Source organism: Spirosoma flavum, assembly GCF_042686045.1.
Taxonomy (GTDB): domain Bacteria; phylum Bacteroidota; class Bacteroidia; order Cytophagales; family Spirosomataceae; genus Spirosoma; species Spirosoma flavum.
The window spans coordinates 333,393-348,706 of record NZ_JBHUOM010000001.1 but is presented as its reverse complement, the minus strand read 5'-3'; the positions used below and the strand labels follow the sequence as shown (position 1 = coordinate 348,706).

Sequence of the window (15,314 nt, the reverse complement as noted above, 5' to 3'; positions counted from 1 at the left end):
AGTCTCTCTCCATTCAGAACTTTTAAAGACCGTGAACTTCAGACAGTCGTCTGCTCTTAAAGTATTTTTTAAACTTCTTGTGGAATTAGCCCCGCGTCTGCATCTCTTCTAAAAATAATTTGTAAGCCAGTGTAGCAAGTCATTTTTACTATTCTTAACAATTATTTCATGAGCCATGCACCACCCTAAATCGCTGTCAAAAGCCCTCTGAACGAAGAATATTTTGTGTATGTCACTTGAGAAACAAGGCTTTATCGAAGGTCCGGTAAATAAGGTATAAATAGAAGGAGTTATTTATGTCCAAGTATTTGTTGGTGGATTACAATAAATGTAAAAGAATAGACTTATAGGATTGTGTGGTTATTAGCGGAAAACACATATTTTTGTGGAGGTTTGAAAGCATTTCCATTAAAAATTTGGAGGCACAAACTGAAAGAGTCTAATTTTTTCACTTTTTTTACCGGGTAAACCAACTTTTAATTTTAACCCTACAGTCCAGTTCCAATGAAAACACAAACTCCTTCTCCAGCACCCGCCAAAGCAGCGGCACCAAAAAAGAAGTCAAGTGGTCTTAATCCAGCACTTGTAATTCCAATACTGCTGCTGATCGGTATCCTGACGTACATGTTCGTTTTCGGTGATGGCAGCCATTTTCAGGAAGGCGACAATACGAAAGAACCACTTCCTGGCGACTACTTCGGTACCGTCTACAAAGGAGGCTTTATCGTACCTATTCTGTTCACCTGTTTTCTGACAGTACTGGTATTCTCAATCGAGCGCTTCATTACCATTGGCCGCGCAAATGGTTCGGGTTCAATTGATGATTTTGTTCGTAAAATCAAAGGTCAGCTTGACCGTAATGAAGTGGCAGCCGCCATTCAGGAATGTGATCGTCAGAAAGGGTCAATTGGTAACGTAGTAAAAACAGCCCTGGTAAAGTATCAGCAACTGGCTACCGATACCCAGTTAGACAAAGAGCAGAAATTAGTAGCTCTACAGAAAGAAGTAGAAGAAGCGACTACGCTAGAATTGCCAATGCTGGAAAAAAACCTGACTATCATTGCAACGCTGGCTTCGGTTTCTACACTGATTGCTCTGCTTGGAACGGTACTTGGTATGATTCGGGCGTTCGCAGCCATGGGTGCTACGGGCCAGCCTGACACAGGTGCGCTTTCGACTGGTATTTCTGAAGCCCTTGTAAACACGGCTCTCGGTATTGGTACAGCCGCTATTGCAACCATCATGTATAGCTACTTCACTAGCCGTATTGACACGTTGACTTACAACATTGACGAAATCGGCTTGAGCATTCAGCAGAATTTCGCAGCCCATTATTAATAAGACCAACTTATGCCAGCAGTTAAAGTAAAACGCGCCAGTTCTTCGGTGGACATGACCGCGATGTGCGATGTTGCGTTTCTTTTGTTGACGTTCTTTATCCTGACGGCCCAGTTCCGGTCGCAGGATGCCGCCACCATCGAAACACCTTCGTCCATCTCAGGAATCAAAGTTCCCGATAGCGATATCATGACCATTGGTCTTGGTAGAGACGGCAAAGTATATTTTGGTATTGACAATGCGCAAAACCGCATTGCTATGCTGGATAACATTGCTGCCGCGAAAGGAATTACGTTCTCGAACAACGAAAAGAAAGAATTTTCGCTGATGTCAAACTTTGGGATACCCATCAATCAGTTGAAATCCTATCTGAATTTGCCAAAAGAGCAACAGGCGAAGGTGACACAAGCGGGAATTCCGACTGACACAACCGGCGCAGGCCCAACCAATGAGTTGAAGGAATGGGTTTATAATGCCAGAAAGGCTAACAACAATCTTCGAATTGCGTTGAAAGGTGATAACCTCGCTAAATTCCCCGAATTCAAGAATGTATTGGCTACGTTACAAGCGCAAAATATCAACAAGTTCAACCTAATTACAGGGACAGAAGCCCCCCCTGCTGGTTGGAAAGCTGATTAAGCGCGTAGCGATTGCAACTATAGTTAGATTTTCACCACGCGAATCGGTTAAAAAAACATGTCAGAAATTAATACTGGCGGTGGTGGTGGTAAGCATGATGGTGGTAAGGTTAGGTCCAAGAAAGCGTCAACCCGGGTGGATATGACACCTATGGTTGATCTGGGATTTCTCCTAATTACCTTCTTCATTCTAGCCACCACTCTGAGCAAACCATCTTCGATGACGCTCAATGTGCCGGATAAAACAAAAACAGAGGAAACGGAGCCTATTAAGGCGTCCAACGTAATGACGGTCTTTCTGGGGAAAGATAATAAGGCATACTACATTTTCGGTAAAGCTGCCAATGAAGACCCCGAATTAAAGACTGTTGGATATGGCTACGAGTTTCGGCAGGCACTTCAGGAAAATGTTAAGAAAGTCGGTGGAGAAAAGTTTGTGGTTGTTATTAAACCTACGAAACTATCGACTTACAAAAACATGGTTGATGTATTGGACGAAATGGCCATTACGAAACTGAAGCGATATGCCCTCGTGGATGCATTGACTGCGGACGAGAAGAAACTTCTCAAAGACAAAGCAAAAATAGACGTATAACACCATGGCAGAATTAGACTCCAATGCAACACTCGATGATATCGTGTTTGCAAACCGGAACCAGGCGTATGGTGCTTACGATCTGCGTAAAACATATCCCAAGACCGTAACACGTGCCCTGATTATTGGCGGCATTCTGTTTACGCTTGGTGTGCTTGCGCCGACTATCATAACCGCTTTGACACCGGAGAAGACCGAACAGGCAATGGTAGAGGTGGATCTGATGAAGCTCCCGCCACCACCAATCGACCCGAACGAACCGCCACCACCGCCACCACCACCGGTAGAACTGCCGAAGGTGAATACGGTGAAATTCCTGCCCCCCGAAGTAAAACCGGATGAGGAGGTGCCTGAAGAAACACCACCACCAGCTGTTGAGGAACTGAAGGAAGCTGTTGCTGCCGAAAAAACGCAGGAAGGTGACCCAAATGCTGAGGAAGTTATTGCAGCTCCCGAAGCTTCAGCGGCCCCAACGAAGGTAGAAGTTGCTGTTGAAGCTGCTCCAAAAGATGACGAAATCTTTACGGTAGTAGAACAGCAGCCAGAGTTTAGTGGCGGTATGGCTGCTCTCGGTCAATACTTAAGCAAAAATCTGCGTTATCCGGCGGCAGCCCAACGGGCCAACGTATCAGGACGGGTGTTTGTAAGTTTTGTAGTTAACACAGATGGTAGTATTCAAGACGTACAAGTGCTGAAAGGTCTGGGCTTCGGAACAGATGAAGAAGCGCAACGCGTAGTGAAAGGTATGCCGAAATGGCGCCCTGGTAAGCAATCAGGCCGGCCGGTTCGGGTAAAATACAATCTACCAATCAACTTCACGCTGGAGTAATACCTATGCGCGGACAGAATAGAGGTCCGGCGCGGCTAACGCTGTATATTTCGGCACTGGCTTCGCTGGTATATTTGGGAGGAGGCATCGGACTGATTGCCTCCTCTCAGTCTTTTGGGATACTTCCTGAGCCGGGATTACTCCGGTACGTAATGGGCGTGTTGCTACTGATTTATGGTGCTTTTCGGCTCTACCGTGCCTATCAACGTTTCCAAGAAAATGATTAAACGAGTCTTAGGATGTGCTTTATTGGCAAGTTTGATGAGCTGCGGTAATAGCAAGCCTCCTTTGGATAATCCGTCACGCGGTAGTATTATTGTTGCTGCTGACGAATCTTTTCAACCGTTGGTTACCCAATTAACATCGGCTTATTCAGGTATTTACCCAGACGCGCATTTTAAAATCGTTTTCAAGCCCGAACAGGAAGCTATCAATATGATGCTTCAGGATAGCGCCAGAATAGTATTTACCACTCGTCTTTTGAAGCCAAATGAACGGGCCGTACTTAATCAGCGAAAAATAACAGGAGCAAACGAAAAAATTGCTACCGATGGGGTAGCCCTTATTATTAATAAGGCAAATACTGATAGCTTGATTACGATGGCTGAACTGAAGCTTATTTTCAGCGGTCAGATAAAGCACTGGGGGCAACTAAATGGTGGTAACCAGAAAAGTCCTATTACACTGGTATTCGACAATAATAATTCTAGCAATTTAGAGTTTGTGTTAAACACCTTCAAAGTTAATAACGTTAAAAATTTGCGCATTTTCACAACGCACTCAAATAGGGAGGTTATTGATTTTGTACGTAAAAATCCGTCGGCAATGGGCTTTATTGGCGTCAATTGGATTAGTGACAGTGACGAGCCACTTTCACTAGAATTAGCTCAGGATTTGCGGGTGATGGGGGTATCTGACAAATTAAAGCCGACGAAGCGCGATGATTATTTCCAGCCTTTTCAGGAAGATTTAGGCATGCAACGCTACCCGCTACGGCGTCCCGTGTATATATTGAGCCGAGAAACCCATCCTGGCTTAGGCGAAGGATTGATTAATTATATTACCAGAGATGCTGGTTCGTTGATAATTCAAAAATTAGGCCTATGGCCCAGAACACCATACGATCGTGTTATAAACATAACAAAGTGAGTAAGTTTTTTTGGTTTAGCCGCAATTTTTTAGATTTGTCAATTGTTTTATAAGCACTAACCAATTTCCAACTTAATACATGATGAACAACAAGAAGCAATCGCTGATGACCATCTTGTTCGTTGGGGCAACTATGACTGCCCCTTTACTGGCGCAGGACGTCCAAACGGCCTTGAAGGATGTAGAGGCTGAGCGATATACTAAGGCGGGGCAAACGCTAACGCAATTAGCCACTAGCGCACCAACGGCTGATAACCAATTTTATCTGGGCTACTATTACCTTAGGAGCGGACAATTGGATAAAGCTAAAGCTACTTTTGAAAAAGGCGCAACCACTGACGCTAAGAATCCATTAAATAACATAGGTCTGGCTGGAGTGGCATTGGCAAAAAATGACGGAGCTACCGCTAAGTCACTTATTGATAATGCAGTTGCACAAACCAAAAGTAAGAATCAGGATGTTTTAATTCGTTCTGCTGAAATGTACACGCTGTCAGATCAGCCGAAGCAAAATGATCCAGCCGCTGCTCTGGGCCTACTTACAGTGGCTGACGAGAAGGATAAAAAGAACGAAAACGCTGAGATTGAGATGCTCATGGGCGACGCGTACTTCCTGAAAAATGATGGTGGTAATGCTATTACGAAGTATGAAAATGCGCTGGCAATTAACCCTAATTTGGCCGAAGCCAATTACAAAATTGGCCGTTTGTATTTACGGGGCAAAAATTATGTAAAAGCGCAGGAGTTCTTCAAACTAGCTATCCAGAATGATCCTGAGTTTGCGCCTACCTATCGCGCTTATGCCGATGCATTAGCTAATTCAAGGTCTTACAAAGCGGCTGCTCAAAACTACGAACTATACGTACAGAAAAGCGGCACGACTGATCCTGAATTGCTGCTTGACGTAGCTCGCTATAAGTTTCTGGCACAGGATTATCAGGGTGCCATTGGCTATCTGGATCAGTTGAAAGGAAAAATCAACAACCCGATCATTGATCGGATGTATGGATGGGCATATAGTGCTCTGGGCAAAAACACCGAATCGGTTGAATCACTCAATCGCTTTATTTCGACGGCACCACAGAAAGTAATCTATGACGATTACAAGTATTTGGGTCGTGCTTATGCGCAGTTAAACACACCTGAAGCTGATTCACTAAGTATCGTTAATTTGGAAAAAGCAGCTCCCTCAGATACCACAGAGAATCTGTATCGTGAAATTTCGAAAAAGTATTACGAAACGAAGCGTTACGATAAGGCCGCTGATTATTATGCCAAAACCATAAAAAATGACAAAAAACCATTAAACAACGATTACCTGTTCAATGGTTTAGCCAATTATCAATATGGCTTCCGTGTTGGTCGCGATACTACAGCAGCACCGATGGATACGGCTCAGATTCGTCAGATGAAGCAAACATACTTCCTACGTGCTGATTCTGCCTTTGCTCAAATGGCGCAACAGGTTGAGAAGACGGCTGGCGAGACTTATCCATTAGCCTACTATTATCGTGGTCAGTCAACGTATTATGCGTATCCATCAGCAGTTTCTCTATCGACGGGTGCGGCAGTACCGTATTACGAAAAATTCATTGAACTAGCCACTGCAGAAACAGATGCCACGAAAAAACAGAGTTATCAGAAAAATCTGGTGACAGCCTATAAATTCCTGGCATCTTATAATCTAGCCAAAAAGGATGATGCAAAAGCAAAAGAGTATTTTAATAAAGTACTTGAAATAGATCCAAACGATGCTGATGTGAAGAAAGCATTGGAAGGCCCTAAAGCAGCAGCAGCACCGACAAAGTCCGCTACAAAGGCACCAATCAAGAAATAAGGTAGCCGGTCAATATAGATTTTTCTCGTTAAAAGAGATAAAAGCGTAGGTTTGATACCTACGCTTTTTTTATTTGTGTATAATAAAGCACATGACTGTTAATTAATAAAGTCAATATTCTCAATGGGTATCGTAACTTTGCGGGCGCAATTTTTTTTAACTGACTGATACTGATACTACCTTAAAGAGCCGTATGCTTAATCTTGTACTGTTTGGCCCACCGGGTGCGGGGAAAGGCACCCAAAGTGAAAAGTTAATTCAGAAGTATAATCTGGTTCATTTATCGACAGGTGATTTGTTGAGATCACAGATTGCATCCGGTACGGAGCTTGGCTTACAGGCAAAACAACTTATGGATCAGGGTCTGTTGGTGCCGGATGAGGTAGTGATCGGCATGATAGAAAATAAACTACACGAAAATCAACCGGCTCCAGGTTTTATTTTCGATGGGTTTCCACGTACTGTTCTACAGGCAGTTGCTCTAGACCAGCTCCTAAACCAACATAGTACGAAAATAAATACCATGATTGCGCTCGTTGTAGACAGTGAAGAACTAACACGACGACTGTTGCTCCGAGGACAAACATCTGGGCGACCCGACGATCAGAATGAGGAATTGATTCGACGCCGGGTTAAAGAGTATAATGATAAAACAGCTCCGGTAGCGGACTATTATAGTCAGCAGGGGAAATTTGCAGCAATCGATGGTATCGGTGAGATTGACATTATTTTCAAGGAAATTTGTCATCAAATTGATGAGTCCTTGGTGCGGTAACTATTTACTATGGCTTCATCTAACTTTATAGATTACGTAAAAATAAATTGTCGTTCGGGCGCGGGCGGTGCCGGATCAGTTCATTTCCGTCGGGAAAAACACACCCCTAAAGGTGGACCAGACGGGGGTGATGGTGGACGGGGAGGGCACATTATTCTGCGGGGGAACTCGCAACTTTGGACTCTTTTGCATTTGAAATACCGTAAGCACGTTAAGGCGGGCAATGGTGTAGCTGGTGAAGGTGGCCGGCGTAGTGGTGCCGAGGGCGAAGATATGTATTTGGATGTACCACTTGGTACAATTGCCCGTAACTCGGAGTCGAATGAGAAAATAGCCGAAATAACGGAGGAAGGGCAGGAGATTATTCTTTTTCCGGGAGGTCGGGGTGGCTTAGGAAATGACCATTTTAAGTCAGCAACCCAACAGGCTCCTTATTACGCTCAACCTGGTGAGCCAGGAAGCGAAGAATGGGTAGTATTGGAGTTGAAATTATTAGCAGACGTAGGCTTAGTAGGTTTTCCAAATGCCGGTAAATCCACCTTATTATCTGTGTTATCCTCTGCCCGACCCGAAATTGCCGATTATCCCTTTACAACCCTCGTCCCTAATTTAGGGGTCGTAGCGTATAGAGATTATAAATCGTTCGTAATGGCCGACATTCCGGGTATTATCGAAGGGGCTGCTCAGGGAAAGGGACTGGGTTTACGTTTTTTGCGTCATATTGAGCGAAATTCAATATTATTATTTCTGATTCCGGCAACTTCCGAGAATATTCGTCAGGAATATAATACCCTGTTAAATGAATTACGCGAATTCAATCCTGAGTTAATGGATAAAACTCGCTTGCTGGCTATTACAAAAATTGATCTTATTGATGAAGAGGCTCGAATTAAGCTTGAAAGCGACTTACCAAAAAAGTTGCCTATTGCCTATATTTCAGCTATCAGCCAGCGTGGTTTAGATGAATTAAAAGATATTATCTGGCAAAACCTGACGACTACGGAGCCAGTATAACAGTACTCATGTCTGCCTATTTGCAATTGTTGTCGCGCTTTAAACTATTATGAAATACTTTTCCGTAGCCATTGGTACGGCCTTTATTTTATTGCTTCCTCTTTTAGCAATAGCCCAAATTCAGGTTTCCTTCCCTACCAGTCGGGCGGTTCTCCAACGTAACAAGGCAAATCAGGCAACCATTCGTATAACTGGGTACTATACGTCACCAATCACGAGGGTTGAAGCACGCTTACAGGCACGGGATGGCCAGGGTACATCAACAGATTGGCGCACAATTCAGGATAACCCGGCTGGCGGTGTATATGCGGGAGACCTAACGGGAGTTGGGGGTTGGTATAACCTGGAAGTTCGAGGAATGAATGCTGATCAACAAATTGCCACCACTACTATTGAGCGTGTTGGCATCGGCGAGGTATTTGTTATTGCGGGCCAATCTAACGCACAAGGTGTTCATCAGAACGCGCCCAATCCGCTTAACGACCGCGTTAACTGCGTAAACTATAGGTATCCTGACGACGGTTTCCCGAATGAACCGCCGACACCTGTTTTTACGCAACTCGATAATACAGATGGCTTCACGATTGCACCCAGAGGTGTTGGAAGTTGGTGCTGGGGACAATTGGGCGACCTTCTGGTGAAACGTCTAAATGTGCCCGTTATGTTTTTCAATGCGGCTTTTACAGGTACATACGTTAGTAACTGGAGTGATAGTGCTCCAGACGGCGGACTTGCCCATGGCCCTGGCGGTGCCTACCCAGCACGCCAACCTTACATTAATCTAAAACTGGCATTACAATTCTACGCCAACACGCTTGGTTTGAGAGCTGTACTCTGGCATCAAGGAGAGACGGATAATCTGATTAATACAGAAACATCAGCCTACGTGAGGGATTTGCAGTTTGTAATTACCCAGGCAAGGCATGACTATAACAACAATATGTCGTGGGTAGTAGCACGAGTTAGTTACGGTGATTTCATTGGCGGCACAGATCCAGCCATTATAGCTGCCCAAAATCAAGTTATTACCTCAACGGCTAATGTGTTTGCGGGACCGTCTACCGATGTTATTCAAGTACCCCGCAAGCGTCCTCCTCTCAACGAAATACAGGGTTTACATTTTGACTATGATGGTCTTGTTGAGGTTGCATCTGCCTGGAATACAAGCTTGAATGATTCGTTTTTTCAAAATTCAACCCCTGTCAGCGCCGTTCTCCCGCCTACTGTTTCGGTTGCCTGTGCGACCAACAATAACCTGAAAATTACAGTAAATGGCAATTACTCCAGTGTCCAATGGGACTCGGGCGAGTCAGGTAATACCATTACGAAAGGCGCGGGTACCTATCGGGCTAAAATAAAGGATGCTTTCGGCAACACGGTATTTTCGGGACAGGTTCGAGTAGCCGATGCTCCCGTAGCAGCAGTTGTCGATAATCGTCCGCCTTCTGTATGCATTGGCAGTAGTTTATCGCTAACAAGCAATTACGACAATGTAACGTGGATAAATCAGCAGAATAATACAACTGTATCTACTTCCCGGCTGTTCTCCACCACCTCTGCGGGTGCTTATTACGTCCGTTACCGCGATATAAGTGGTTGCGATTTCACATCAAACGTTCTGACTGCTACGGTGAATCCGTTGCCTGCTACACCGGCAATTGCTAATGACAAACCGACAACCTTTTGTCAGGGTGATAACACAACACTACGAGCAAATGTCGATAATCTTCAATATAACTGGAATGATGGCCAAAAAAATAAAGTAATCAGTGCGGGTAATTCAGGAGGTTATTTTCTAACGGTAACTGATCAGAATGGCTGCACATCGGCCCAGTCGAATACAATTGTAGTAACGGCAAATCCAGTACCGGCCAAACCTGTTATTGCCGCGAACGGCCCAACTACATTCTGTGCAGACCGAACTATTACCCTAACGGCTCCACAGGAAGCCGTTTACCAATGGACAAGTGGACAGACAAGCCAGAGCATTACTATTGGTCAGTCTGGTAATTTTGCTGTCCGCATCAGTAACCAGTTTGGCTGTACATCGCAGCAATCGGATGTTGTAACACTCAAGGTAAATGCTTTACCACAAACACCGACAGTGACAGCTAGCGGAACAACCACATTTTGTGATGGCAATCGCGTCACCTTAAATGCAAGCAGTTCCTTTGATATTGTATGGTCGAGTGGTCAGACCGATAAAGGCATCACCGTTAATACATCGGGCAACTATGCCGTGCAGGCTCGTGACCAGAACGGCTGTTTATCGCCTTATTCAACTGTCTTAGCGGTAAAAGTTAATCCCTTGCCTGCCACTCCAACTATTCTTGCCAGCCCGTCTCCAATCATTTGCGTTGGTGACAAAACTACTTTGCGCGTCGATGGGCCTTATACCGTTTTTTGGAGCACAGGTGATTCAACACAGCGCATCACAACTGGTTCCGCAGGCACATATTCTGCTTCAATTCGAGATGCAAATGGGTGTGTATCAGCCCAAAAAGGCGCAGTTACCGTTGAACTAAGACCCCTCCCCCCTCCGCCTACTATTAGTATTATTAGTGTGTATACACTCCAAGCAGTAAGTTCCACGAACGGAACCCAATTTCGCTGGCGTTTAGGCAGTGATTCACTTGCTGCTCAAACCGCTATTATTAAGGCAAACCAGTCCGGTATCTATACAGCCCGCTCGTCTATTGTTTACTCCCAAACATTAACTTGTTTTTCAGAACCGTCGGCACCAATTACGTTTACGGTTGATTTGACTAACGAAGGTCTAAGTATCTATCCAAATCCAAACCCCGACAAGATCGTAACGCTGGAAACACAGGCGAATCTGACCAACGCAGTCGTCACAATTTATACGCTAAATGGCCAGACTGTTTTAACTACAGTTGTCCCCTTCTTTAACGAGCGCAAACAGCTTATTCTAACAGGTATGCCAACAGGCTCCTATATTTTGCGCGTTCAGTCAGCCGATTTCGATGTTTCAAAACGAATTATACTCGGATTGTAATATAATCATGTACTTACCGTTCAATCATATATATTAGCCCTAATTTTGCATTTTACCGAGAAACCGCACTGGTTTTTTCAGCCTGTTAAACTGCAGTTAAAATCGGTCTGATTTTTGAACATATTCTGTGTTGCTATCTGCTTCAGGCAGTAACAGATATAAGGGGGTTATTGAAAGACAAAATGAACAATCGTTATTTTCTAGTACACCTGTTGGTATTGGGTTTGACAGCAGTCAGCATAAGGGTATCGGCGCAGAATTCCAGCCAGATACTCAAAATTACTTATCCAGAAAGCCGGGCAATTTTCCAGCGCGAGAATGATAATACCAGTACAATTTATTTATCCGGGAGTTTGTATCAACCCGTTGATAGTGTCCAGGCTCGTGTGCAGGCAGAAGTGTCTGGTCAAGGGTTAAATACAAACTGGATTACTGTTCAGCGTAACCCGCAGGGCGGAATTTTTCAGGGTTCTTTGCGGGCAAAAGGTGGCTGGTATCAGCTTGAAGTTCAGGCTTTCGTTAAAGGTGTTGTCACGGGCAGCGATACTATTCGTAAGGTTGGAGTTGGTGAAGTATTTATTATAACGGGTCAATCCAATGCACAGGGTTTTCAGAACTACGGCGCGGTGGGTGCCGCTGACGACCGGGTTAATTGCGTAAACTACGATAACAGCACCGCTAATTCGTTATCCGATCCTCCAGCCCCTACCTTTCAACAACTAACCGCTACATCGTTGATTGGGCCGCGCGGCCAGAGTGCCTGGTGCTGGGGGTATTTGGGCGATTTACTTGTAAAGCAGTACAATGTTCCTGTCTTGTTTATCAATACAGCCTGGCAAGCGACTGTTATAAAAAACTGGCGTGAAAGTTCAGACGGCCAAATTACAAAGAACATTTTTGCCCTTGGTACGCCTAATGAGAACTTTCCTGCCGGGATGCCTTATGCCAACCTGCTGATTGCCCTTCGTTATTATTGTTCTCTTCAGGGCTTGCGGGCCGTGCTGTGGCAACAGGGTGAAAACGACAATGTACCGCTGCATTCTACTCGAAAAGCCTATTCAGATGATATGCAGTATATAGTGAATAAAACCCGTGCTGATACCGAGCGTTATCCAGCCTGGGTTTTAGCAAGATCATCCTATAATGAAGGACAAGTAAGTCAGGATATTATTCAGGCTCAGAATGATGTTATCAACACCTATAACAACAACGTTTTTGCGGGACCTTTTACCGATAATATTCAGATTCCACGCTTTGATGTTGTTCACTTCGGTGGAGACGGGCTAAAGCAGTTAGGTCAGGCATGGTACGAAAGCCTCAATGCTGTTTTCTTTTCCAGTTCACGTCCCCTTCCGCCTCTCCCACAGCCGACTATCAGTGTTGCCTGCGCAACGACAACTAATGCAATAACACTTAGCTTACCCAGTTTATACAAATCGTATACCTGGAATTCAGGTCAGACAACCCAGAATATTACCATTACTCAACCAGGCATTTACCGGGCCACGTTAAAAGATAGAGTAGGTAATACCTATCTATCTCCGGTTCTTGATGTTCAAAGTCCTATTCGACCAGCCACGCCAACCATCTCGCTAGTCAGTCAGCCCGGTAAAGTAGTTGATAATCAACAACAAATTTGCGCTGATTCTACCTTGACCCTACTCGCTAATACGCCAGCGAATAGCACAGGAGTATGGAGCCTGAGCACGACAAGTAGTATTAGTAAAACGATCACGTTGAATCAGGGAGGAACCTATTCACTGCAGGCAATAAATGTATATGGTTGTAAATCAGCCCAGCCTGCTACAATAAGCTTAACCGTACGGCCCAAAGTGCCGGTACCCAGCATCGAACAAATCGGCGCTTATAGCTTACAGGCTGTATTACCAACGCCAACAGGTGGGCAACCTGATTTATTCGACTGGCGACGGGCTGCAGAAATTATTCCGCAAAATAGCGCAGTAGTGAAGGTAATCGTATCAGCCAACTATTCGGCCCGTACAAGAACAACCTATGCGCTTGCAAACGGGTCTAATTTAACCTGCTACTCAGGGTATAGTGTCCCTAAAGCATTTGTATTCGACCGGTCTAATGGTGGATTGAGTGTATATCCAAATCCGACAACTACGGGTACCATCACAGTTGAAACCATTGAAGACTTGGCGAATGCCAATATTGACGTGTTCTCTCTTAGCGGTCAACAGCTTTTTACGACCCAGGTTCCTTTGCTGAATGAACGAAAATCAATCGATCTTTCGGGTTTGGCCCAGGGAGTTTATCTCATCCGGGTGCGCTCGGCTGGCTTCGACATATCTCGACGCGTTATTGTCAATCGTTAAAGGCATTTAGCCTATTTACCAGCCGGGGTCCTTTATAAGAAAGGGCCCCGGCTGTTTTAGTTTTTTTACACAAGTCCATAGAGGTTGATAAAACAACGCTTGTAGCTTATCTTTGAAAGATAGTCTGTATAACCCTTAAGCGTAAGCAAATGGGCTTATTGGTTTTATCGCTACCTTTGTACCGATCCTGTCAACTACGTATATGAACGCAACCTACATCCCGGCTGACTATTTGCCGGTACTTATCCAACTGGGTCTGGCGCTTGGTTTCATCATCACAACGATGATTGTTACCCATTCTGTTGGGCCAAAACGCCACAGCCAGAAAAAGGATGATCCGTTCGAGTGTGGAATTCCCGTTCAGGGTGATGCCCGCACACCAATTTCTATTAAGTATTTTCTGATTGCGATTCTTTTCGTTTTATTCGACGTTGAAGTAATCTTTTTGTATCCCTGGGCCGTCAACTTCAAAGGATTAGGCATGACAGGATTTATTGAAATGGTCCTGTTTATGGGTCTCCTCCTGGCTGGTTTCTACTACGTTATCCGTAAAGGGGTCTTGAACTGGGAATAAGCTTTTTTAATGAATTTTAGAGCCTATTTATTCGTTGTTACAGTAAGCAACTACAACGTTTTATGACAACTGATATTAAGCTGGCCGAAGCCCCCGCGAGTTACGATGGCCCGGGTTTTTCGGCTACTTCTTTCGATAAAATTATTGGATTAGCTAGAGCAAACTCGCTCTGGCCTTTGCCATTTGCGACCTCCTGCTGCGGCATTGAATTCATGTCAACAATGGCTTCGCACTACGACTTGGCCCGCTTTGGTTCAGAACGTCCGAGTTTTTCACCGCGTCAGGCCGATATGTTGCTTGTTGCCGGGACAATCGCTAAAAAGATGGGGCCGATTTTGAAGCAGGTTTACCTGCAAATGGCCGAACCCCGCTGGGTAATTGCTATTGGTGCCTGTGCATCGAGTGGCGGAATTTTTGACACTTACAGCGTTCTTCAGGGCATTGATCGTATCATTCCGGTAGATGTTTACGTACCGGGTTGTCCGCCCCGCCCCGAGCAAATTCTAGAGGGTGTAATGCAGGTGCAGGAACTGGCCAAAAATGAGTCGCTGCGCCGTCGGAACACAGAAGAGTATCAGAAACTGCTGAATTCATATAGCATTCAATAGTAAAGACGCCAGAATCGCGTTTCCTTCACCCTTCATTATTTAAAAATGCTGACCAACGAAGAAGTTGCGCAGACAATACTAAATCAGTTTGGCGAGAGTGTTACGGACTTTGATGATCCGTATGACTTGTTGACCTGTTCGACTAGTCGGGACCAGATTTTTCCGTTCGTCAACTATCTGAAAGAGGACAAGACCCTACAGATGGGTTTTCTGACCGATATTACAGCCGTTCACTATCCTGATTCGCCCGGAAAAGAATTTTGCGTCGTGTATCACATACACAGTTTGACGAATAATTTTCGGTTACGAATTAAAGTCTACCTGACAACAGACGACCTTCATATTCCCACGTTGATTCCGCTCTTTGCCAGTGCCAACTGGATGGAACGGGAGACTTTTGATTTATTCGGTATTATTTTCGACGGACATCCCGATTTACGCCGAATACTGAATATGGAGGAAATGGATTACCATCCGATGCGCAGAGAGTACCCACTCGAAGATGCGACTCGGGAAGACAAAATTGACGCACTGTTTGGACGATAATTACAAGTGAAAGAGCGACTGTTTTGCAGCTATTTCATTCATAGCAATGGTCATTC

Annotated in this window: 14 protein-coding genes; all 14 read left to right on the top strand. The window is 44.7% G+C overall.

Going from position 1 to position 15,314, the window contains the following annotated elements:
- Positions 1-504 precede the first annotated feature (504 nt).
- The gene (locus ACFS25_RS01400) at positions 505-1,338 is read left to right on the top strand and encodes a MotA/TolQ/ExbB proton channel family protein (protein ID WP_381496615.1); all 834 of its coding nucleotides are present in this window, start codon (positions 505-507) and stop codon (positions 1,336-1,338) included.
- Between the two features lie 12 nt (positions 1,339-1,350).
- Complete coding sequence (locus ACFS25_RS01395) at positions 1,351-1,977, top strand: ExbD/TolR family protein (protein ID WP_381496614.1); 627 nt, start codon at positions 1,351-1,353, stop codon at positions 1,975-1,977.
- A gap of 57 nt (positions 1,978-2,034) precedes the next feature.
- Positions 2,035-2,571: an ExbD/TolR family protein gene (locus tag ACFS25_RS01390; protein WP_381496613.1), complete on the top strand. Its 537-nt coding sequence runs from the start codon at positions 2,035-2,037 to the stop codon at positions 2,569-2,571.
- Between the two features lie 4 nt (positions 2,572-2,575).
- On the top strand, positions 2,576-3,400 hold the full coding sequence (locus ACFS25_RS01385) for an energy transducer TonB (RefSeq protein WP_381496612.1): 825 nt from the start codon (positions 2,576-2,578) through the stop codon (positions 3,398-3,400).
- Positions 3,401-3,405: 5 nt separating this feature from the next.
- Positions 3,406-3,627, top strand: coding sequence for a hypothetical protein (locus ACFS25_RS01380; protein WP_381496611.1), 222 nt, complete (start codon positions 3,406-3,408; stop codon positions 3,625-3,627).
- Positions 3,620-4,549 carry a PstS family phosphate ABC transporter substrate-binding protein gene (locus tag ACFS25_RS01375; protein ID WP_381496610.1) on the top strand — a complete coding sequence of 310 codons (930 nt, stop codon included), beginning with the start codon at positions 3,620-3,622 and terminating at the stop codon, positions 4,547-4,549. The genes ACFS25_RS01380 and ACFS25_RS01375 overlap by 8 nt, the downstream gene beginning before the upstream one ends.
- A 79-nt stretch (positions 4,550-4,628) precedes the next feature.
- The gene (locus tag ACFS25_RS01370) at positions 4,629-6,386 is read left to right on the top strand and encodes a tetratricopeptide repeat protein (RefSeq protein ID WP_381496609.1); all 1,758 of its coding nucleotides are present in this window, start codon (positions 4,629-4,631) and stop codon (positions 6,384-6,386) included.
- A 193-nt stretch (positions 6,387-6,579) separates the two neighbouring features.
- Positions 6,580-7,161: an adenylate kinase gene (locus tag ACFS25_RS01365; RefSeq protein ID WP_381496608.1), complete on the top strand. Its 582-nt coding sequence runs from the start codon at positions 6,580-6,582 to the stop codon at positions 7,159-7,161.
- A 9-nt stretch (positions 7,162-7,170) separates the two neighbouring features.
- Positions 7,171-8,175: a GTPase ObgE gene (gene obgE, locus ACFS25_RS01360; protein ID WP_381496607.1), complete on the top strand. Its 1,005-nt coding sequence runs from the start codon at positions 7,171-7,173 to the stop codon at positions 8,173-8,175.
- A 49-nt stretch (positions 8,176-8,224) separates the two neighbouring features.
- Positions 8,225-11,191, top strand: coding sequence for a T9SS type A sorting domain-containing protein (locus ACFS25_RS01355; protein ID WP_381496606.1), 2,967 nt, complete (start codon positions 8,225-8,227; stop codon positions 11,189-11,191).
- Between the two features lie 182 nt (positions 11,192-11,373).
- Entirely contained in the window at positions 11,374-13,530 is a 2,157-nt protein-coding gene (locus ACFS25_RS01350) for a T9SS type A sorting domain-containing protein (RefSeq protein ID WP_381496605.1), read from the top strand.
- A 202-nt stretch (positions 13,531-13,732) separates the two neighbouring features.
- On the top strand, positions 13,733-14,104 hold the full coding sequence (locus tag ACFS25_RS01345) for an NADH-quinone oxidoreductase subunit A (protein ID WP_381496604.1): 372 nt from the start codon (positions 13,733-13,735) through the stop codon (positions 14,102-14,104).
- A 62-nt stretch (positions 14,105-14,166) separates the two neighbouring features.
- On the top strand, positions 14,167-14,712 hold the full coding sequence (locus ACFS25_RS01340; protein WP_381496603.1) for an NADH-quinone oxidoreductase subunit B: 546 nt from the start codon (positions 14,167-14,169) through the stop codon (positions 14,710-14,712).
- A 45-nt stretch (positions 14,713-14,757) separates the two neighbouring features.
- Positions 14,758-15,258 (top strand): NADH-quinone oxidoreductase subunit C, encoded by a 501-nt coding sequence (locus tag ACFS25_RS01335; RefSeq protein WP_381496602.1) that lies wholly within the window; start codon positions 14,758-14,760, stop codon positions 15,256-15,258.
- Positions 15,259-15,314: the final 56 nt, after the last annotated feature.

Coding starts and splice junctions, on each gene's coding strand:
- ACFS25_RS01400 (WP_381496615.1), top strand. CDS start 505: ATGAAAACACAAACTCCTTCTCCAGCACCCGCCAAAGCAGCGGCACCA.
- ACFS25_RS01395 (WP_381496614.1), top strand. CDS start 1,351: ATGCCAGCAGTTAAAGTAAAACGCGCCAGTTCTTCGGTGGACATGACC.
- ACFS25_RS01390 (WP_381496613.1), top strand. CDS start 2,035: ATGTCAGAAATTAATACTGGCGGTGGTGGTGGTAAGCATGATGGTGGT.
- ACFS25_RS01385 (WP_381496612.1), top strand. CDS start 2,576: ATGGCAGAATTAGACTCCAATGCAACACTCGATGATATCGTGTTTGCA.
- ACFS25_RS01380 (WP_381496611.1), top strand. CDS start 3,406: ATGCGCGGACAGAATAGAGGTCCGGCGCGGCTAACGCTGTATATTTCG.
- ACFS25_RS01375 (WP_381496610.1), top strand. CDS start 3,620: ATGATTAAACGAGTCTTAGGATGTGCTTTATTGGCAAGTTTGATGAGC.
- ACFS25_RS01370 (WP_381496609.1), top strand. CDS start 4,629: ATGATGAACAACAAGAAGCAATCGCTGATGACCATCTTGTTCGTTGGG.
- ACFS25_RS01365 (WP_381496608.1), top strand. CDS start 6,580: ATGCTTAATCTTGTACTGTTTGGCCCACCGGGTGCGGGGAAAGGCACC.
- obgE (WP_381496607.1), top strand. CDS start 7,171: ATGGCTTCATCTAACTTTATAGATTACGTAAAAATAAATTGTCGTTCG.
- ACFS25_RS01355 (WP_381496606.1), top strand. CDS start 8,225: ATGAAATACTTTTCCGTAGCCATTGGTACGGCCTTTATTTTATTGCTT.
- ACFS25_RS01350 (WP_381496605.1), top strand. CDS start 11,374: ATGAACAATCGTTATTTTCTAGTACACCTGTTGGTATTGGGTTTGACA.
- ACFS25_RS01345 (WP_381496604.1), top strand. CDS start 13,733: ATGAACGCAACCTACATCCCGGCTGACTATTTGCCGGTACTTATCCAA.
- ACFS25_RS01340 (WP_381496603.1), top strand. CDS start 14,167: ATGACAACTGATATTAAGCTGGCCGAAGCCCCCGCGAGTTACGATGGC.
- ACFS25_RS01335 (WP_381496602.1), top strand. CDS start 14,758: ATGCTGACCAACGAAGAAGTTGCGCAGACAATACTAAATCAGTTTGGC.